Source organism: Rhabdobacter roseus (assembly GCF_014202275.1).
GTDB lineage: Bacteria > Bacteroidota > Bacteroidia > Cytophagales > Spirosomataceae > Rhabdobacter > Rhabdobacter roseus.
Window position 1 is genome coordinate 211,999 of sequence record NZ_JACHGF010000004.1, and the last position, 18,995, is coordinate 230,993.

The 18,995-nt window shown below is 55.7% G+C and carries 13 protein-coding genes; 4 read left to right on the forward strand and 9 right to left on the reverse strand.

The genetic code is table 11. The features are described from left to right. Positions 1-3: 3 nt before the first annotated feature. The 5 genes from HNQ92_RS14860 to HNQ92_RS14880 form a co-directional block, all read right to left on the reverse strand. A complete protein-coding gene (locus tag HNQ92_RS14860; RefSeq protein ID WP_184174837.1) occupies positions 4-1,311 on the reverse strand; it encodes a Kelch repeat-containing protein in 1,308 nt (435 codons plus the stop codon). Positions 1,312-1,410: 99 nt separating this feature from the next. Then, positions 1,411-3,663: an alpha-L-rhamnosidase-related protein gene (locus HNQ92_RS14865; protein ID WP_184174838.1), complete on the reverse strand. Its 2,253-nt coding sequence runs from the start codon at positions 3,661-3,663 to the stop codon at positions 1,411-1,413. Between the two features lie 269 nt (positions 3,664-3,932). Further along, on the reverse strand, positions 3,933-5,288 hold the full coding sequence (locus HNQ92_RS14870) for a M24 family metallopeptidase (RefSeq protein ID WP_184174839.1): 1,356 nt from the start codon (positions 5,286-5,288) through the stop codon (positions 3,933-3,935). A 184-nt stretch (positions 5,289-5,472) separates the two neighbouring features. After that, positions 5,473-7,044 carry a SusD/RagB family nutrient-binding outer membrane lipoprotein gene (locus tag HNQ92_RS14875; RefSeq protein ID WP_184174840.1) on the reverse strand — a complete coding sequence of 524 codons (1,572 nt, stop codon included), beginning with the start codon at positions 7,042-7,044 and terminating at the stop codon, positions 5,473-5,475. A gap of 26 nt (positions 7,045-7,070) precedes the next feature. Beyond that, entirely contained in the window at positions 7,071-10,250 is a 3,180-nt protein-coding gene (locus tag HNQ92_RS14880) for a SusC/RagA family TonB-linked outer membrane protein (protein WP_184174841.1), read from the reverse strand. Between the two features lie 433 nt (positions 10,251-10,683). Between HNQ92_RS14880 and HNQ92_RS14885 the strand changes: the two genes are divergently transcribed. From HNQ92_RS14885 to HNQ92_RS14895, 3 genes are all read left to right on the forward strand, one after another. Beyond that, positions 10,684-11,754: a dihydrodipicolinate synthase family protein gene (locus HNQ92_RS14885; RefSeq protein WP_221307461.1), complete on the forward strand. Its 1,071-nt coding sequence runs from the start codon at positions 10,684-10,686 to the stop codon at positions 11,752-11,754. Positions 11,755-12,071: 317 nt separating this feature from the next. Continuing rightward, positions 12,072-12,872: a hypothetical protein gene (locus HNQ92_RS14890; protein ID WP_184174842.1), complete on the forward strand. Its 801-nt coding sequence runs from the start codon at positions 12,072-12,074 to the stop codon at positions 12,870-12,872. A gap of 35 nt (positions 12,873-12,907) precedes the next feature. Beyond that, complete coding sequence (locus tag HNQ92_RS14895; protein ID WP_184174843.1) at positions 12,908-14,854, forward strand: SGNH/GDSL hydrolase family protein; 1,947 nt, start codon at positions 12,908-12,910, stop codon at positions 14,852-14,854. Positions 14,855-14,863: 9 nt separating this feature from the next. Here HNQ92_RS14895 and HNQ92_RS14900 read toward each other — a convergent pair whose 3' ends face one another. From HNQ92_RS14900 to HNQ92_RS14915, 4 genes are all read right to left on the reverse strand, one after another. Continuing rightward, entirely contained in the window at positions 14,864-15,784 is a 921-nt protein-coding gene (locus HNQ92_RS14900; RefSeq protein ID WP_184174844.1) for a DUF1338 domain-containing protein, read from the reverse strand. Positions 15,785-16,257: 473 nt separating this feature from the next. Next, positions 16,258-17,187, reverse strand: coding sequence for a hypothetical protein (locus HNQ92_RS14905; protein WP_184174845.1), 930 nt, complete (start codon positions 17,185-17,187; stop codon positions 16,258-16,260). Positions 17,188-17,286: 99 nt separating this feature from the next. After that, on the reverse strand, positions 17,287-17,610 hold the full coding sequence (locus HNQ92_RS14910; RefSeq protein ID WP_184174846.1) for a nuclear transport factor 2 family protein: 324 nt from the start codon (positions 17,608-17,610) through the stop codon (positions 17,287-17,289). Positions 17,611-17,675: 65 nt separating this feature from the next. Then, positions 17,676-18,464 carry an SDR family oxidoreductase gene (locus HNQ92_RS14915; protein ID WP_184174847.1) on the reverse strand — a complete coding sequence of 263 codons (789 nt, stop codon included), beginning with the start codon at positions 18,462-18,464 and terminating at the stop codon, positions 17,676-17,678. Positions 18,465-18,592: 128 nt separating this feature from the next. Between HNQ92_RS14915 and HNQ92_RS14920 the strand changes: the two genes are divergently transcribed. Then, entirely contained in the window at positions 18,593-18,952 is a 360-nt protein-coding gene (locus HNQ92_RS14920) for a winged helix-turn-helix transcriptional regulator (RefSeq protein ID WP_184174848.1), read from the forward strand. The last annotated feature ends 43 nt before the right edge of the window (positions 18,953-18,995 follow it).

Genomic DNA, 18,995 nt, shown 5'->3' on the forward strand with positions numbered 1-18,995 from the left:
TTCTTAAGGCGTAAATTCCCAAAAATCGGTACAGCCCACCAGCCTTCGGGCGGACGTTCCGCGCACGATTTGGGTCTCGTAGCCCCAGCCCAGCAGCACTTGGGTACCCACGGTGGTCGCTACCAGGTACTGCTGTCCCTGGCCGGGGTAGTCGGTGGCGTAGTACCACTGGTTGTTGGTGGGGTCGTAGGCCCAGAGGTCGCGCAGGCCCTCGCCGCTGGGGGCGATACCGAGGCCAAAGTACCCCTTACTACCCCCGGCAAAAGCAGTACCCAGGCGGCGGGAAGTACCCGGGAAGTCGGCGCGGCGCGTCCAGACGTCGCGGGTGGGGTCGTAGGCGTAAAGGTGTGGGGGCTGACCAGGTACCTGGTTCAGGACGTAGCCCAGGCCACCCAGGGTAAAGGTGGCCAGGCGGCCCGGCGGCTCCGGAAAAGGCTGCCGCGGGCTTTGCTCCCAGGTATCGTGCAGCGACCACACAGCGGGCGGCCCCTCCTGTGTCAGGAAGTAGGCGTACGCGCCCAGCGTGAAGTAGGCCAGGTCGCCGTCGGTGCCCTGGTAGGCGGGAAAAACCGTGCTCAGGCTTGTGGCCGTAAGGCTAGGTACCGTCCAGAGGTCTTTGACGTACACTTTTTTGCCCGGAATTTTATCATTGACGACGTACCCCAGGCCGCAAAAGTAGGTACCTGCCGAGAGCCGGAAACGCACCAGGCCCTGCCGCGGCGAGAGGGGCGGACTGGGACGAAGCGTCCAGGTGCCTTGCCCGAGGTCGTAGAAGGCGGACTCCCAGGTAGTGGCGTCGATGTACCGCATCACCGACAGCAGCGCGGCGTTGCCGCCAGGTACCCCGTCGGTGAGGGGCGCGCCGGTGTAGTCGCCCCGGTGGAGCGGGGCGTGCGGGAGCCGCCGCCAGGCCGTGCCCGGCTGGTGCCGGTAGGTACGTTCTACCGTGACGGTGTCTTGGGTAGTATAAAAGGATTGTAAAGAAAAAAGGTACCTGGTGCCCGCTGCTAGCCCGTCAACCTGGTAGGTACTTAGCGAAAAAGTACCTACCACCTGGGCGGACTGCGCGCGCACGGGCAGACTTCGGCCCGCGCTGTCTTGCACGCTCAGTACTACCTGGGGCTCGGTGAGAGGTACCTGGTACTTCACCACCACCTCGGCCTGCCCCGCGGCGAGGGGCAGAACAGAGACCATAGAAGCGGGCACGCCAGTGCGCGTTTCGGACGAAGGCTCTGCCGGTACCGTAGGGTCGCAGCCTAGCAGCCCGCCTAACAAGGTGAGCGCCAAAAAGATGGTGTAGCCTGACTTCATGGACCGCTTAGTTCATACCTAGGTCTGATGGGCCGCCTTAGCGATTTTTGATCAATGTCAAATATAGTTACTTTTTAATACTAAATAGGATTTTTAAAATCAATAGGTTACCTCCCAGGTATAGGTACCTGCGCCCACGTTTTCGATTTTCCAGAAGGTACCTTCCGCCGTGGCTTTGACGGGCTGGCCGTCCTGCCGGGGGGTACTTTTGGTGTTTTTGCGGGGTAGATACACCACGCCGCTGGTGTTGGGGGGAAGCGTGGCCGTGAGTCGGAAGCGTTCGGGCGTATTGTCAAAACCAACGTCGATCAGGCCACGCAGGGTAGTGTACTGGAGACTGGCCTGCCGCAGCGTGTCGGGCTGCGGTTTGATCTGGATCGTGCCGAAGGCGGGCGAGAGCGGCTCCACGCCCATGAGTTTGCGCACCACCAGGTTGGCCGGAGCGGCACCCCAGGCGTGGTTCCAGTCCTGGTTGGGCTTGAAGCGCGTGTCCCAGGCCTCGGTCGTAATGGTGGAGCCCGTCCGGATCATGTTGTACCAGCTGCGCAGGTCGGTGGAAGTCAGCAGCGCCAGGGCGTAGGTACTTTCGTGGGCGTTGTAGAGGGCATCCAGCAAAAACTGTGAGCCGTACACGCTCGTCGCCATGCCGCGCGAGCGAATGTGCGTAAGTACCCTGGCGTGGTACTTTTCGGGCACCAGCCCGAAGGCCAGCGCAAACATGTTGGCGTGCAGGGAGGCGTGGTCGGTACCCTCGCCGTCGCGCACGAGGCCGGTTTTGGCGTTGATAAAGGTACTTTGGAAGGCCGTCCGGACCTGCTGGGCGCGTTTTTGGTAAAAAGCCGCGTCGTCTTTTTTGTCCAAAGCCGTGGCCAGGCGCTCCATGGCTCGCAGCGCTTCGTAGTGAAAGGCGTTCACGATGGCGTTGTAATCCTTAAACTCAAAGCCGTCGATCTCGCTGGGTTGGGGCCAGTCGGTAATATCCTTGAGGTCTTCCTTGCCGTCGAAGGTACCGTAGTGGATGGATTTCTTGAACTCGGCGGTTTGCTTGCCCGTGCGGGTACTGATGAGGCCGTCGGCGCGGGCCAGAGGCAGTAGCAGTTTGGGCCTGAGCTCGTTGTAAAGTACCCCCACGGCGCGGCTGTCGCCGGAGTAAAGGTAGTCGTAGTAAGCCACGAGTAGGTTTTGCAGTGACCACTCTGTGGGCCAGGTAGCGTGGTAAATGAGGTAGTCGAGCGAGCGCTTGGCCATGTTGAACTCCGTATCCACGGCGTAGTGCGAAAGCTGGTTGATGAGGGCATCGGCCTCGTAGGGAATCCGCTCGCGGTCGCCGTCGACGTAGTAGCCGCTGAACGAAGTAGCCTTCATGGAGTACTTGCTGATGGCCCACACCTGGTTGAGGATGGTGTCGGAGCTGGTAAAGGTCGTGGCGGCCTCGTTGAACGGGTAGGCCACGCCCTGCCGTGTGAGGTGCTGCACCCGCACCTGCCCCGCCGGAATCACCAGCTCCACGTACCGGAACGGAAGTACCTCCCCGATGTAGTCGGGCATCAGGATGGCCTTGGGGCCGGTGTTGCGCTTGTCGGAGGTAAACTGTAGCGCGTAGCTGTGCTCGCCTTTTTGCAGGGGTAGTTTCAGGAAGCGGTACCGCAAAGTACCCCCCGGCTTGGGGTTTACGCGGCCGTCGGGCGTGAGGTGCTCGCCCACGTGGACGTGCAGCGTATCCCGACCCGTGAGGCTCGTGGCCGTGAGGGTAAGCTGCCCGAAGGCGTCTTTGCCAAAGTCGTAGAGGACGTGCTGGTTGCTGAGCCGCCGCTGCGCCACGGGCTTGTCTTCCGACTTCACCAGCGGGTAGTAGGCCGTTTCGTAGGGCGTGAGTTTCGCAGCGGTTCGGAACGCTTTGGGCGCAGAGTAGGTACTTGCCTGATCCTGCGCGTTCCAGACGCGCACCTTCCAGTAGTAGATCCGGCTGGTGTCCAGGCCCTTTTCGCCCAAAAGTACCCCCAGCTGCTGGTTGCCAGGTACCTTGCCCGAGTCCCACACGTCGCCCTCCTGGGCGTCGAGCTTCGCGCGGCTGGAGGCCACCAGTACCTGGTAGGCGGTTTGGCGGCTAAGGCGGGTAGTATCGGAAAGTACCCAGCTGAGCGCCGGGCGCTGGCTGCGGATGTCGGCCGTCTGGAAGGCAAAAAGCGCCGAGGCAGCCTCTTCCAGCGTGAGGTTGGTCAGGAAACCGTTTTTCCAAACTCCATCGGTATGCAGTAGCAGGTCGGTGCGCAAGTCGACGGGCGCGGGTAGTTGGGCCTGGCACGCCAGGCAGGGAAGGGCAAGCAGAACAAGCAAAAAGAATCGTCGCATGGTACCTTGGGGGAAATTCGTCGGGAGGTTGTTGAGAGCCCGTGGAGTTTAGGAAAAGTATTACAGAAAACAAAAGTAGCCCCAAATTGCCTTTTGCAAAAAACACTTTCTTCGAGCTCATCTTTGAGCTCATCCCGATTTGTAATCGGGATGATATGATGCTTGCGTTTTAAACGCAAACTAACGCAACGCCCGATTACAAATCGGGGTTAGCAGATTACCAGCTAATTCACCTACCAATAATTACGGTGCTACTAGCTAAAAAATCCCTACCGCACATACTCAATCTTCCTCGGAATCGTATAAATCTCCGTTTGGCGGCCGTCGATGTAGCGGAAGCCGGTTTGGTCAAAGTACCCGTCTTCTTCCAGCATGATCCGGATCGTTTTGTTCCACTCCGCAATTTTCACGGCGGCGTTCAGCTCGATGGAGTAGGCCGTGTTTTCAAAGAGCGGGTAGTCGCCGGGGCCTTTGATGCCCCCCTGGGCGTCCCACATACCGATGGTAGGCCCGGCCGCGTGCCCGTGCAGACCAATGGGATGCGTATAGATGGTACCGTCAATGCCCTCCCGCCGGGCTTGCGCCAGGGCGGCGGCCAGGATCTGGTTGCCGGATTGGCCGGGCTTAAACTGCTCCGTCAGGATTTCTTGCAGGCGGTTGCCCTGCCGTAACGCTTCCCGCAAGTACCCGGGTACTTCCGTTTCGCCGGGGCGCAGCACGTAGGCATGCTGCTGCTGGTCGGTGTTGAGGCGCAGGTACGTGATGCCGAAGTCCAGGTGGAGCAGGTCGCCGGGCAGGATCACCTGCTGGCCGGGGCGCTTGGCAAAGGTACGGAGGTGGTCGAAGCTCGTAGCGTCGGCCCGCTGGATGTCCACCGTCGGGTGAAACCAGGTACCTAGCCCCAGGTCCGTGACGCGCTGGCGCAGGTACCACACTACGTCGTCGGTGGTGGTGACGCCCGGCTGGATGACCTTCTCCGAAAAGGCCTCCTGGATGATCTGGTGCGAGAGGCGGCAGATCATGGGGTACACGGCCATTTCTTTTTCGGTGCGGGTTTCGAGCCAGGCTACGGCCAGTCGGTCGGCGGAGACCACCCGTCCCTGAAAAGCCTTGGGCAGGCGAGCCATGAATTCCCGCTGCTCGGTGTAGGTGAGGCCGTCGGCGTGGGCGTAGTCGTTGGAGTAGTTGAGGGCAATCTTCTTGGGGTTTTTCTGCTGGATGATCTTCATGAGGGCGTCCCACTGGTCGGGGTTGGAGCTGAGGTCCCACTCGCCTTTGAGCAAAGTACCCACGTCGTAGCGCGCAATGGCGAGCTTGTCGAGCGGTTTGCCCTCGCCGGGGTCGTAGAAAACCAGGATGGTCCGCCGCCGGGCCGACAACCAGGTACTGGGTAGCATGGTGCGGAGCACGGGGTCTTCGTTGTACTCGCGCGAGATGATCACCCACATGTCCACGCCCTGACGCCGCATGAGCCGGGGCAGCAGGTTTTCGAAGCGGTCTTCCAGGATTTCGTCTACGACCTGGGCGCGGGTCCGCTCTGGCAACACAACGGGTAGCTCCTGAGCCCAAAGGCACGAAGACAGCAGGAGCAAAGCAACAAAAAGAAGAAGGTACTTGGGGCGCATGGGGCTGGGTTGATTGAGGGTACTTTGATCAAAGCTTTGAAAATAAGCAAGAAAAGAACACAAAGTACCCTCGGGCCGGTAGAATTACCTGATTTTTTGAAGAAAATGGACCCCCTCGACCCATCGCCAGCTTCGGAGGCGGAAGCTGGCGATGGGTCGAGGGGGTACTTGGGGTACTTAGAGGCTACTTATCCCACCATACTTTGGTAATGTAGTTGTCGGTACCTTGCCGGGCTACGGTGCTGTTGTAATGATCCCGGTTGAGCACGGGCTCGTCGTCGGGATAGCGCAACCGTCCCGGAAAGCGTCCGCCCGTTTCGTTGTCGGGGTAGTTGATGGGCGTAAGCTTGGGGTAGCCCGAGCGCCGTACGTTGGCAAACGACTCGTAGCCATTTAGGAAGGTGGCGGCCCAGTACTGGGTGTTGATTTGTTCGTAGGCCTTCTCCTTGTCGGCGGTACCCACAAACGGATGGGCCGTGAGGTAGGCCGTGATCTCGGCGTCACTGATGGTGGCGGAGGCGTCGTACTTGGCGAGGTTCTTCATGGCCCCGGTGACGCCGTTGCGGTATAGCTGCGCCGCATCGCCGGTGATCCAACCCCGAACGGCGGCTTCGGCCAGCAGCAGCTGCGTTTCGCCGTAAGTAATGAACATCCGGGGTCCGTCGAGCTTGGCGTACACGTCGCGGTTGATGCCCGAGTACTGGTGCTCCTGGGCCGGGTTGGTGGGGTCGTAGCTGGGGTCTTTGGGGAGCGTGATGCGGTCCAGACCGTTGGGCAGGCCCTTTTGCACGGCCGGGTCGGTATTTTTGGTCGCTACGTTAGTTGGGTCGGTATACACCGCCACGGTATGTTTGAGGCGGGGATCGTTGTTGTTTTTCAGGAAATCAAAGAACGTCTTGGCGATTTTCCCCGGTGTGCGGGTGGAAACGCTCAGGATGTTACTTTGGCCGTTGACGAGCTCTTGCTGGGCTCCGGTGGCGTCGGTACCTTTGATAAACAGATTGTCATCTACCGAGCTAAATACCCCACCCGCGTAGGCTTTTTTGACCCAGGCTTCCGCGGTAGCGGGTTCTACTTTCGAGAGGCGCATACCCAGGCGCAGCATCAGGGAGTACCCCAATTTTTTCCATTTGGCAATAGCACCGTTGTAGGCGATGTCGGCCGCGGCGAAAAGGGGCTGGTTGGCATCCAGCTTGCTGGTCGCGTCTTCCAGCTCGCTCAACATATTGTAGTAAATGTCCTTTTGGGTATCGTACTTGGGCGTATAGTTTTGCTGGTAGTACCCCTGGCCTGCTTCCGAGTAGGGTACATCGCCGTACATATCCGTCAAGCGTGAAAAAACGAGTGTACGCCAGATCCGGACCATCTGGTGCAGGTTGTGGTACTCCGGCTTGTCTTTAGAAAGCTGGAGGGCATCCGCCAATAGCTTGGCCGGACCACCTTCGGCATCGAAGGTTTTTTTCCAAAGTACCTCGTTGTTGCCCTTGTGGTACACGTACTTGTCGCCGTGAAAATCAAAGATCCCCACGTTGCTGAGCGAGGCAAATTGCTGCACGAAGGTAGAGCCGTAGTACAAAGTACCCGATTCGTCGCCCTTGGCCGTGCGCAGCTGGGCCGTTGTGAAGAGGAAGGCCGGATTAAAGCGGTCGGCGGTGACGGCGTTGGGGTCCTTGTTGAGTTCTTCAAAGCCGTTGTCGCAAGCGCTCAGGCCGAGCAGAGCGAAGGAAAATAGTACGGCATATAATTTCTTTTTCATATCCATGCGGGTAAAAGGGTTCATCCTTAGAATTTCAAATTGACGTTGAATCCGTAGCTCCGGGTAGGTGGCAGGGCCGTAGATTCGAGCCCCTGATCGTTACCCGCCGAGATATTCGTTTCCGGGTCCAGGCCGGGCGTGTGCTTCATCAGGATCTGCAGGTTGCGGCCCACCAGCGACAGGCTGGCCCCTTTGATAAACCCGATCTTTTCGTAGAGGGCGCGGGGTAGGTTGTAGGTGAGCGAAACGTAGCGCAGCTTGATGAAACTGGCGTCGTAGAGGTAGTCGTCGAGCGCATCGCGTCTTCTGACCACGATGGCCCGGTTGTTGACGCGGTCGGCCGTCACCCGAAATGTATTCACTTCACCGCCCTCGGTTACACCTGGCACTACCGCCCCTTCGGCTCTACCAAGCAGCGAGCCGGGTGACATGCCGCGGTGATCGAGGCTATAGTTGGTTTCGGAGTAAATCTTGCCACCAAACTTACCATCTACCTGGGCCGACAGGGTGAAGGCTTTGTAGTTAAAGGTATTGATGACGCCCGTCGTCCAGCGGTGAATGCCCGTGCCGAAGGCCACCACGTCCGTCGGGACAATGGGAAGACCCGTGGCGTCGATAATATCCTGGCCCTGCTCGTTGCGTTTGATGGTGCGCCCCACAATCTGCGAGTACTCTTCGCCCACTATGTGTTTGATAAAGGCCTTGCCCGCCGTCACGAGGGTAAACTCGTCTCGGGTATCGGAGATTTTGAGTACTTTGCTCTTGTTGTAGGCCGCGTTGAAGGAAATATCCCAGCTAAAATCATCGCTGAGCACGGGCTTCCCCGTGAGGAGTAGCTCAACGCCCCGGTTACGGATCTGGCCCACGTTGACCAGTACGCCCGAGTACCCGCTGGTCGAGGAAATACTCTCCAGGGCGATGTCGTTGGTTGTGAGCCGGTTGTAAGCCGCTACATCCAGGCCGAGCCGGTTGTTGAGCAAGCGCAGATCCAGACCTACCTCCAGCTCATCCACATTCAGCGGACGCAGGTTGGGGTTAGGGAGCGTGGTACCGTTGATGGTACCCAGCGGGCGGCCCCCGTAGCTGTAAGGCAATAGGCCGTAGGTTTGGTACAAATTATAAGGATCGGTATCACCGCCCACCGAGGCGTAGGCCGCTCGGAGCTTAGCAAACGTCACGGCCTTGGGTAGCTGGATGGCATCCGAGAGCACAAAGCTCATCCCCACCGACGGGTAAAAGAAGTTGTTGGAGGCGGGATTCAAGGTCGAGAACCAATCGTTCCGGCCGGTAACGTTCAGGAACAGGTAGTTTTTGTAGCTTAGCTCGGCAGTACCGAAGAGGGAGTTGATTTTTTTATCGTAAATACCCGTGGTGGTATTGCGCACTGAGGTATTGTTGAGCACGTGCAGCTGGGGAATCACAATCCCCGAGCCGACAATGGTGGTCGTTTCCCGGTGCTGGGACATCAGGTTCCCCCCCAGATTTACGTTCAGGTTAAAGCTTTGCCCCAGGGGTCTGTCCAGGCCAATGAGCCCTTCGAAGTTCCGCTCGTAGAAGGTCTGGCCGTTGAGGTCGATCTGGCCGTTGGGCCGGTAGCCGGTACCTTCCGGTACTATTTTGTTGGCTTTGAAATTGAAGTAATCCTGCCCGGCTCTTCCTTGGATAAAAAGCCAGTCGAAGATGTTCCAGCGAGCGCTGACGTTGGTAATGAAGCGGTCCTTCTGGGTTTTGTTGCTAATCCGGTTGAGTACGTAGTACGGGTTGGTGGCGTTCAGGTCGGTACCCAGGTTTTTCTCCTTAAAATTGGCGTCGTAGCCCGGGGCCAGGGCGCTGGTGGGCATGTTGCTATTGACCCACAGAATGGTACCGGCCATGTTGCTTTGGCTACTGGTAAATACGTAGCGGTTATCGACCTGCTCGTTGATATAGTCTACATTCGCGCTGATAGTCAAGTTGTTGGCCACGGTTTGGCTCATGCTCAGGCTGATGTTGTCCCGGCGCATGGTAGCATTGGGGATAATCCCCTTGTTGCGCATGTCCGTTACGCCCAGCCGGAACGAGCCCTTGTCGCTTCCGCCCGAGAAAGAGATATTGTTGGCCGTGGTATGGCCCGTGCCGTAAAAATCTTCCAGTACCTGATCCTTGACGTAGGAATAGGGCCGCATGACCCCGTCCAGCTGAATGGTGGGCGAGCCGTCGTAGCGCGAGCCCCAGTGGTTCTGGCCGTGGTTGGCGGCGTCGGTTTGGCTGGCGGGTTTTACGCCTCCGTAGCCCTGTCCGTATTCTTTTTGTAGCTGCCACAGAAAGAAAGGTACCTCAAAGGTATTGTTGCTGTTGAATTCAACCCCGATGCCTTTGTTGCCCTTGCCCGACTTGGTCGTAATAATGATAGCCCCGTTTTTGGCCCGGGACCCGTAGAGCGCGGCGGCGGTAGCCCCTTTCAGTACGCTTATTTCCTCGATGTCGTCGGGGTTGATACTCGAAATATTATCGCCCCAGTCGGGGCTTTCGTTGTTGGCCCGGCCAAACTGGGTGTTGTCCATGGGCAGGCCGTTGATGATGTAGAGCGGCTGGTTGGTACCGTTGATGGAGGTATTGCCCCGAATCGTGACCCGGCTCGAGCCCGCCGCCCCGGTAGCCGCTGGCGAAACGTTCACACCCGCTACTTTTCCGGTCAGGGAGTTGGCGATGTTGGTCTCCCGGGTTTTAACCAACGACTCGCCGCCCACGCGGGTTACCGAGTACCCCAGGGCCTTGGTTTCCTTTTTGATACCCAGCGCCGTCACTACCACTTCGTTTAGCGACTTGGTATCCGTGGTCAGTTTTATGGTGAGAGTGGTACTATTACCCACCCGTACCTCCTGCGCCTGGTAACCCACAAACGAGAACACCAGCACGGCATCAGCGCCCGGTACGTTGATCGAAAAGTGGCCCTCGCCGTCGGTCGTAGTACCCTGCTGGGTACCTTTCACCAGCACGTTCACCCCCGGCAGGCCCTCGCCCGTTTCGTCGGTTACTTTTCCCTTGATGGTTTCCAGCGGGGCCATTAGGTCCTTTTGGTCCGTTTTGTTTTCCCAAAATTCGGGAGCAAACGGCGCGGCGGCCCGGCCGGGTGCCGACAGCAGCACCAGGGCCAGCAGTAGGCTACCCCTCTGGCCAAATAGCGCGAAAAGAGAGCCCTTTTGTGGTAAATTTTCCTTCTTCATATAACTAAGCTGGGTTTAAAGGTTTAGGACAATAATCCTCTCTGCTTAGGGAAATCAAAAAGCCAGAGAAGCGTATACAAGCATTACTGGGAATTTCGCGCAGTGGACCAGTACTTTATTTTTACTTTTTATTAAAAAAATGAAAAAACACGGAGGCTTCTTTTTGCGGGAAAAGAACGGAAGCTGAAAACGTCCTATTCATAGTTGATAAGATACGGCAGTTACAAGGTACTTGCTCAGAAAAGTACTGTTTGTGCCGGGCATCAGCGCCTTCTCTTTTAGGACGGGCGCAGGCCAAAGCAGCGGCCACCGCCTAGGGAGCTTCACACAAAATTCCGAAAAAGTAAGCCGGAGATATAGTACCCGTAGTGGGTATCTGCCGTATTTGTTTAGAAAGCCTGCCTATTTGCTAAGCTCCTAAACCTTACTGAGAATGAATGACTACGGCCACCGTCGCGAATTTTTAAGAAAGCTACTACCCGCCACCTTGGGTTTGGTGGCAGCTCCGGAAATGATCCCAGCTTGGTCGGCCAGCCCGACTACGCACAAAGTACCCGTACCCGCCGGGAACCTGGCCCACGAAAAGAAGCTGGTGCCCGTGATGCTCACGCCCTACCAGGCCGATGGCCGCATTCATTTCGATCAGGTTTCGCGGCTCATTGATTTTTACCTACAGGCGGGGGCCAAAGGTTTTTTTGCCAATTGCCTCAGTAGCGAAATGTACTTCATGGATGACCCCGAGCGGATCGCTCTGACGCGCCACGTGGTGAAGTATGTCAACGGCCAGGTACCCGTCGTTTCCACGGGTTCGTTTGGTACTTCGCTGCGAGAAAAAGTTGCGTTTGCCAAAAAAATCCAGGATACGGGCGCCGACGCGACGATCCTCATCACCAGCCATTTTGCCCAAAAGAGCGAGAGCGACGCGATTTTGATGGAAAATTTTGAACGCTTTTTTGAACAGGTAGGTACCATGAAACTAGGTACCTACGAATGCCCCTCGCCCTACAAGCGCGTGCTGTCTCCCGAGGTATTTAAGTTTCTGGTGTCCAATCCCCACTTCGTATATCACAAGGATACGTCGGAAGACCTGAACAGTATCACGGCCAAGCTGGGCGTCTCGGCCGGGACGCGCATGGAGCTTTACAATGCCCACACCGCCACCGCGCTGGAATCCCTGCGGCGGGGGGCCAAAGGTACCTCGCCCATTGCGGCCAATTTTTATCCCGAAATGCACCGCTGGCTGTGCGAGCAGGCTGCGAATCCGGCCAAGGCAGAAGAGGCCGCCTGGCTTCAGGCCGAAATGGCGCGGATGGAACCCATCATTTCAAAAATGTACCCCGTGAGCGCCAAGTACTTCCTGCAAAAAAGGGGCTTGCCCATCCAAACTACCTGCCGGTCTAATACCAAGCAACTACTTCCTGAGCAGCGGCACGTTCTCGATGATGCCTACCAGACCTTCCTGGGCTGGTGCGAGCGCCTGGGCGTAACGCCCGCCCGAGGCTAGAAGCAGTGTAGGGGGTACTTTCAAGGTACCTCAAGGTACTTTTTTCCAAGGCCTGAAAACGAAGAAAAAACTTGCGATTCCATTTTTTCGTTATATTCACACATTGAATGTAAACAGAGGTAGTTATGAAAGCGCCCATGAGTGATTTAGTACGTCGTATTCTCTCCGATCGCCGCCTGGCGAAGGAATTTATGGGTAAAGTGATCAAGGGAGCCCGGTCAGAGGAGGGACAGTATATTCAGGTAGATGGGAAAAGCTATAAGATACTTTCCGGATCGTCCCCCGAGCTTGTTAAGAAGTAGCGCCTTCCTTTTCAGATGAATATTGCCTTTGGTGCACTTCTTATCTTTTTGTTGCTCTTTCCGGGCATCATTTTTCGTATTGCTTACCTGGAGGGGCCCTACAGCCGCAGGATCATCCAATCCTCGCTCGTCGACGAGCTTATTCTCTCCCTGGTTCCGGCCTTTATTATTCAGTTTGCTGGCTACTTGCTCATCGAAAACGTTCCGCTTTTTCGGTATGGCGTGGACGAAAGAATGTTCTACTACCTGCTTACGGGGCATTCCAACATTGATTTTACTCAAATAGAGCAAAGTGTCTTCCGGTTTTTTATGTATCAACTGACGGCATTTTTGATCGCCTTTAGCCTGGGGAAGCTACTAAGGGTGGTGGTCTTGAGAAAAGGACTTGACGTACGGTACCGCTCGCTGAGTGTATTCAATGACTGGTACTATCTGCTGAGGGGAAAGTTGAAGATGGATACCCAGGAACAGCTACCTATCATGGCCGTCTACGTAGACGCCCTTGTAGAGACCAAGGAGGGAAGCTACCTGTACTGTGGCCTGATCAATGACTTCTTTCTTTCCAAGGATAACGGCCTGGACCGTCTGTATTTCAGAGAAGTATACCGGCGGAGACTGGATAAAGATTACGAAAAAGAGTCATCGGATGAAACGACCGGAGCCAAATGGCTGGACGCTCGCTACTACGAGATGCCGGGTGAAATTTTTGTCATTCCCTACGCCCAAATCAAAAATTTAAACGTGAGGTACCTGTATCTGGTAGAAGGTACTCCCGCCTCCGATTTGGAGGACGAAGGTATTTTCATGGAGGCGTAACTAGTAAACTCCGCCCCGTAGGTACTTTTTCTATCATGAACGCATTTGTACAAAAAGCAAAGTACCTGCTCCTGGGGGTACTTACGGGTGCCTCCGTGGCCCTGGCGCAGCCCGCCGAAACCGTCACGTCCTGGAAGGGATTTGATAAGGTAGAATTTGCCCTGGAAGGTACTTCGGCCTACTACGTAAAGCCCCGGCAGGCCCGGCCCGGCAATCCCTGGGTGTGGCGGGCGCACTTTCCTACCTGGCATACCGAGATGGACAGTATCCTGCTCACGCGGGGTTTTCACGTGGCCTATATCAATACGAATGACCTGTTCGGCCACCCGCAGGCCATGCAGCGCTGGGACGCTTTCTATAAGTACCTGACGCAGGAAAAACAATTCGCTCCTAAGGTAGCGCTGGAGGGCGTGAGCCGAGGCGGGCTGTACGTATACGGCTGGGCGAAACGCAACCCCGACAAGGTGAGCTGCATCTATGCCGAAGCGCCCGTGTGCGACCCGCGCAGCTGGCCCGGCGGAAAAGGCAAAGGCCAGGGCTCGCCCAAAGACTGGACCCGCTGGCTGGATCTCTACGGCCTGGATGAGGCAAAAGCCGCCGCCTTCGATGACATTCCGCTTAATGACCTGGCCGGACTGGCGGCCTTCAAAGTACCCATTGTACACGTCATTGGCCTGCGCGACGAAATCGTGCCGCCCGACGAAAACACCTACCCGCTGGTGCAAAACTACCTGAAGCTGGGCGGGCCTATCAGCGTGTACCCCATGACGCGCGGCGCGCAGACGCTCTCAGGGCACCATTTCCCCATCGAACACCCGGAGCGCTTCGCCGATTTCATCGAGCAGCACAGCCTGCCGGGGCAGAAGCCGCTGCCCCGCACACCCTACCTGGTACCTAACCTGGGGTTGAGTCAGTCTTTGGAGAAATTTGAAAAAACAAAAGCCGGTACGGTGGCTTTTTTGGGTGGCTCCATTACGCACAATCCGGGTTGGCGCAATAAGGTGTCAAAGTACCTTCAGGAGCGTTTTCCAGGTACCCAGTTTACGTTTATTACCGCGGGCATTCCGTCACTGGGAAGTACCCCGCACGCGTTCCGCTTTGGGCGCGATGTATTACAGCACGGTACCCCCGACCTGCTTTTTGTGGAAAGTGCCGTCAATGACCGTACCAATGGTTTTAGTGAAAAAGCCCAGGTACGGGCGCTGGAAGGGATTTTGCGGCAGGCTCATGCGGCCAATCCCGCCGTGGACGTGGTGCTGATGGCCTTTGCCGACCCGGATAAGTTTGGCGACTACGACGCGGGCCGCGAGCCGACGGAGGTGGCTGTACACCGCCGCGTGGCGGTCCACTACGGAGCTGCGTTCGTCAATCTTTCCAGGGAGGTCTACGACCGCGTGCGGGCGGGGGAATTTTCCTGGGAGTACGATTTCAAAGACTTGCACCCCTCGCCCTTCGGGCAGGAAATTTATTTCCAAACGCTGAAAGAGCTGCTAGGTACCAAGTACCCCGAAAGTACCTCTGGTACCTCCGTACTACCCAAGCCGCTAGATGCCTTCTCGTACGAGCGCGCGCGCTACCGCCAGCCCGACGAAAGTACCCAGCGAAAGGGCTTTACGCTCAACCCCGCCTGGGAGCCCAACCACAAGGTACCTACCCGCGCCGGGTTCGTACAAGTACCCATGCTAGTGGGTGAGCAGCCGGGCGCTTCCTTCGAGCTGACCTTCAGCGGGCGCGCCGTGGGGATCGCCGTTGTTTCCGGGCCGGATGCGGGTACTGTGACCTACCGCATCGACGGACAAAAAACCCAAACCCTTGATCTGTTTACCCAGTGGAGTCCGCAGCTGCACCTGCCGTGGTACCTCGTCCTGGCCGACGAGCTCAAGCCCGGCCCGCACCGGCTGCGGGTGTCGATCGCTGACCGCAAAAACCCGCAAAGTACCGGCACGGCCTGCCGGATCGTTTACTTTCTGGTCAATGAATAAATACCTTTGTCAAGGTACCTGGCGGCTCGTCTGGGCGCTGTAGGTACTTTCAAAGATCTTGTCGGCGTTGTTGGCTTCGAAGCCTTCGCGCCGGTGCTCGCGCCGGATCTGGTCGGCGGGGAGGTGCGCAAACGCTGGAAGCACTCGCCGCTCGGCAAATTCCACGTACGAGCCCGAAATACGGTACGTTTCGCCTGCGGCAAATTCCGCCTCGATCAGCTCGGCCACCGTGGAGCTCTGGAGTAGCCCGCCGTCGGGGCTTTCCTTGATTTTGCCCCCCGAATCGTTGAGCCGGAAGCCGTGTTTTTCCAAGAAAGCGTTGAAGGTCGCCACCGTGTTGTAGCCTTCGGGTAGGTTGTGTACGCTGATGGTGAAGTGGTTGAGATAATACCGATTGTAAATGACCCAGGCGGCGTACTCGCTCTCCCGCAGCAGCGTGAGGTAGTCGGCCAGGGTAGGGGTGCGCCACAGCGGCTGGTGGAGGAAGGCATCCACGGCGGCGCCGTCGTTCAGATCTAGCCGGTCAACCGGGTCGCTCGTTACTTCGTCGGTATAGCTTTGGATTAGGTGCTGCGCCTCGGCTGACAGCTCCCGCACGCGTAGCTCGCTCACAAAAATACGCGGGTAGTGCGGCTGCGGCGGACTGTACCAGTAGGCGTCGAGCTTCTTGCCTTCAAAGTAGTAGTAGTCGCGCTTCTGGTAGCCGTAGTGCAGGAATATCTTTTCAAAAGAGGCTATACCCAACTGCGGTACCCCCAGCGTCCGGAAAGCGATGTGGTCGTTTTCGATGTCGTCGGCTTGTTGGATAATGCCCTCCTTGATCATGGCGTTGATAATCGCGCTGACGTCAGGTACCCGCTCCTGGTAGCGCGTCATGAGTCCGTGCAGGACGGTGTCGAGGGTAGTTTGTGAATTCGCTGAAGTGTTCATAGAATAAAGTTTAGGGAATGGAAATCTCTGGCACTGTTCCAAACAGTGCCAGAGATCTTGATCGGTTTGGTAGTTGTAAACTTACAAAATTTGCTTGATCACATCTTCCTGAATGACCTGATACGATTCCTGATAAAGATGATCGAAATGAAGGGATGGGAATTGGCGGGCCAACGCTTGATGACCCAAAGTACCTCGGCGCAGCCCAGCGTAATCCCGCAAAGAAGAAAAACGCCAGTCTTCCAGGCGACTTACCAAACGAGCCCGCAGTGGATTTTGGGGGATGTAGGGGAAGCAAGCCTTACTGTAAATATCCTTCGTAGGCTATCGGTAAGGCATTTGAATTTGGTATTTTGGGTAAAAAACGAGCCAGCTACGAACCGCGCCTGAGCGGGTTTCGCTCCTCCCCCAGGCAGGCTACCCGTATGGACGGCTACGAAGAACATAAGGGGACGTTCTTTCTTAAGGTGAAATTATCTCGCGTAGAAAGTCGCTAGTTGTTCCAATCTCGGTTTGACCAGCACGTTCTTCATCGGCTCAAATCTCACCAGCTCAACCTTGTCTTTGGTAACAACCACGTAAAATGGCTGATTCAACCTAGCCGTGAGGTGATAGATTGTTGCAAGCTCCGCAATATCCTCAAACCAAGCTGCCATGGCATATAAAGACGGATACGGCGTCTGTGCGAGCTTCCGATACACTTCCGGCGCGAGGCGGATCGATACGGCTTTCCCACTTCGGAATCGGGTTTGTTCCAGTAAAGAATCAAGGTATAACTCGGCGGGTACATTCATTTTGCGCCAACTATTTTTTGTAAAAGGAGTTGGTTCTACGACGGCATTTCTTTCGGCAGGATGGGGGGTAATGTCCATCACCGCGTCGACAACGTGCGTAGCCTCATGCATCAGCACGTAAATGATGGCATCCAGGTTACCGCCTTCTACCCGTATTTGATAACTAGAATCAGCTGCTGGCGTGAAGCAAGTATTTTCTTTCCACGTAGCCCATGCTGAAATGTTCTCCTCCAACAAGTCCGCACGAAACGTAATGTTGAACATTTTTAATCCACCGACTGACTCAACGGGTGAGGTTAATGCCGTGTTCGGCATGTTATCCAGGAAGCTAATGCTATGCAAATGTCGTTTCAAAATACGCTCATGCAAAGGCGGCAACAAGGTAAAAGCATGGGTTACCTTTTCTCTTTCGGTCGGCGTCAGTGGATGATTAACGGGTTTCATGCCAGCCTCGTGGAAACGATTAAAAACACTAACAGGGGCCATGCTTATCCGTTGCGACGGGTCGTTTAGATAGGTCGAATCTAAGGTTTGCGCCGAAGTGAAGGCGGTAAAAAACAACATGATCACGACGGAGACTGCCCAAGTAAGCGCTGATTTCCTCATCATAATTAGTTCATAATTTTAATCCCCATTCGTTTTCTCAGAATGCTCCGTTAGCATGCATATACCTTCCCGAAACCTTCCTGCGAATTTATACTTTAACGTTTAGCCCGTAATCTTTAATGAGCGGATGGCAGGCCCATCCCATTCAAAGTGATACTGCATCACGGCAGGGCTTCCGGGGAATGTGCCGGTTACTTCGACAGTAAGTTTTCCCTTTGAGCCAATTTGATTAAAGTTTAAGGGCTTTAACTGCATCGAGTACTTTTCAGTGGCTTGCTGTATCCACTGCTTGATTTCGTCTCTACCCGAATAGGACGATCCTTCATCGAAAACGGTGGCTTGTTCTGTAAAGTAATTAGCAAATACGGTGCTGTCTAGTTCATTTTGTGACTGAATAAAGCCTTCTATGTTTTCAGGAAGTTTCATGATCATGAAAGTTTGTGTTGATAAAAAATGGTCTAATGTATTACTATAAATCAGTAAATGCTTGCTCAAATCGTAGGAATGGTACCGCCATCGATCACATATTCGGTGCCGGTGAGGTAAGCTGCCCGGGGTGAGACCAGGAAGCCAACAAGCTCGGCCACTTCTTCCGGCCAGGCGGGTCTGCCGAAGGGAATGCCGCCCAATGCCTTCATGACGCTGTTGGTGGCCTGTTCGGTGGTGCCGCCTGAACGCTCGGCGATACGCTCCATCATTCGACTGGAGGCAGTGGTCATAATCCAGCCCGGCGATACGGTGAGTACGCGCACGCCGTTGGGCGCGACTTCCTGGGAAAGACTTTTACTATAATTGACCAAAGCTGCTTTCGCTGCTGCATACGGAAGTGTAGAGTCATATAATGGCAATTTTGCCTGGATGGATGCTATGTGAATGATCACCCCTTCGCGGCGCTCGATCATGCCGGGTAAAAAGCCACGGTCCAGTCGCACAGGTGCCAGCAGATTGGTCTGAAAAGTAGATTCCCAATCTTCGTCGGAAAGCACGGCAAAGCCGCCACCCGGGGTTTCTGAGCCGCCCATATTATTGATCAGAATATCCAGGCGGCCGAATTTTTCAACTATTTCATCCACCACTTTCTGGGTCCCGTCCGGTTTGCTTAAATCAGCCGAAAGGAAGTGGATGCCATTTGTTTCGTTTTCTGGTTTGTTTCTTGCCGTAATGATTACGGTTGCCCCTGCTTTCTGAAGGCGGTCGGCGATGGCCTTGCCAGCTCCTTTGCTTCCTCCGGTTACCAGAGCAATTTTATCATTAAGTTCGTTTTCAAAAGTAAAGTCCATGAGCTTGCTGATTGGTTTAGGACAAATTTCAGCACAATGCTTATAGCCGACAAGTAGGGATTTACGATTCAGATACGGATAAATTTATCCCTATTGAACCGTTACAAGCCTATGTTTATATTTGCAGGATGTACGAAAGAAAAACAATACCTGACCTAAACTGCGGGCTCGACCTGATCGGCGAAGTGCTTTATGGCAAATGGAAGATGCGGCTCTTGTGGTTTATCAACGAGGGCTTTCAACGCCCCAGCGAGCTGCAACGGAAAATTCCTGGAGCGTCCCGCCGGGTGTTGAATGTACAGTTAAAAGAGCTCGAAAGCCACGAGCTGGTTGGAAAGACAATTTACCCCGTTGTTCCGCCCAAAGTCGAATATTATCTCACCGATTTTGGAAAGTCGCTGGTACCGCTTATTGGCGCAATTGGGCACTGGGGCGACCAGCATGAGCAGCGCTTACGGATACTCATTGAAAAAAACCTCCAGTCTTAGCCGGTCATCATGGCGGCGAATACCGGCGTGGTACCCATTCCGC

Bases quoted from the DNA above. Each gene is read 5' to 3' on its own strand.
- HNQ92_RS14900 (WP_184174844.1), bottom strand. From the start codon at position 15,784: ATGAACACTTCAGCGAATTCACAAACTACCCTCGACACCGTCCTGCAC.
- HNQ92_RS14875 (WP_184174840.1), bottom strand. From the start codon at position 7,044: ATGAAAAAGAAATTATATGCCGTACTATTTTCCTTCGCTCTGCTCGGC.
- HNQ92_RS14865 (WP_184174838.1), bottom strand. From the start codon at position 3,663: ATGCGACGATTCTTTTTGCTTGTTCTGCTTGCCCTTCCCTGCCTGGCG.
- HNQ92_RS14890 (WP_184174842.1), top strand. From the start codon at position 12,072: ATGAATATTGCCTTTGGTGCACTTCTTATCTTTTTGTTGCTCTTTCCG.
- HNQ92_RS14920 (WP_184174848.1), top strand. From the start codon at position 18,593: ATGTACGAAAGAAAAACAATACCTGACCTAAACTGCGGGCTCGACCTG.
- HNQ92_RS14880 (WP_184174841.1), bottom strand. From the start codon at position 10,250: ATGAAGAAGGAAAATTTACCACAAAAGGGCTCTCTTTTCGCGCTATTT.
- HNQ92_RS14915 (WP_184174847.1), bottom strand. From the start codon at position 18,464: ATGGACTTTACTTTTGAAAACGAACTTAATGATAAAATTGCTCTGGTA.
- HNQ92_RS14910 (WP_184174846.1), bottom strand. From the start codon at position 17,610: ATGAAACTTCCTGAAAACATAGAAGGCTTTATTCAGTCACAAAATGAA.
- HNQ92_RS14905 (WP_184174845.1), bottom strand. From the start codon at position 17,187: ATGATGAGGAAATCAGCGCTTACTTGGGCAGTCTCCGTCGTGATCATG.
- HNQ92_RS14860 (WP_184174837.1), bottom strand. From the start codon at position 1,311: ATGAAGTCAGGCTACACCATCTTTTTGGCGCTCACCTTGTTAGGCGGG.
- HNQ92_RS14870 (WP_184174839.1), bottom strand. From the start codon at position 5,288: ATGCGCCCCAAGTACCTTCTTCTTTTTGTTGCTTTGCTCCTGCTGTCT.
- HNQ92_RS14885 (WP_221307461.1), top strand. From the start codon at position 10,684: ATGAATGACTACGGCCACCGTCGCGAATTTTTAAGAAAGCTACTACCC.
- HNQ92_RS14895 (WP_184174843.1), top strand. From the start codon at position 12,908: ATGAACGCATTTGTACAAAAAGCAAAGTACCTGCTCCTGGGGGTACTT.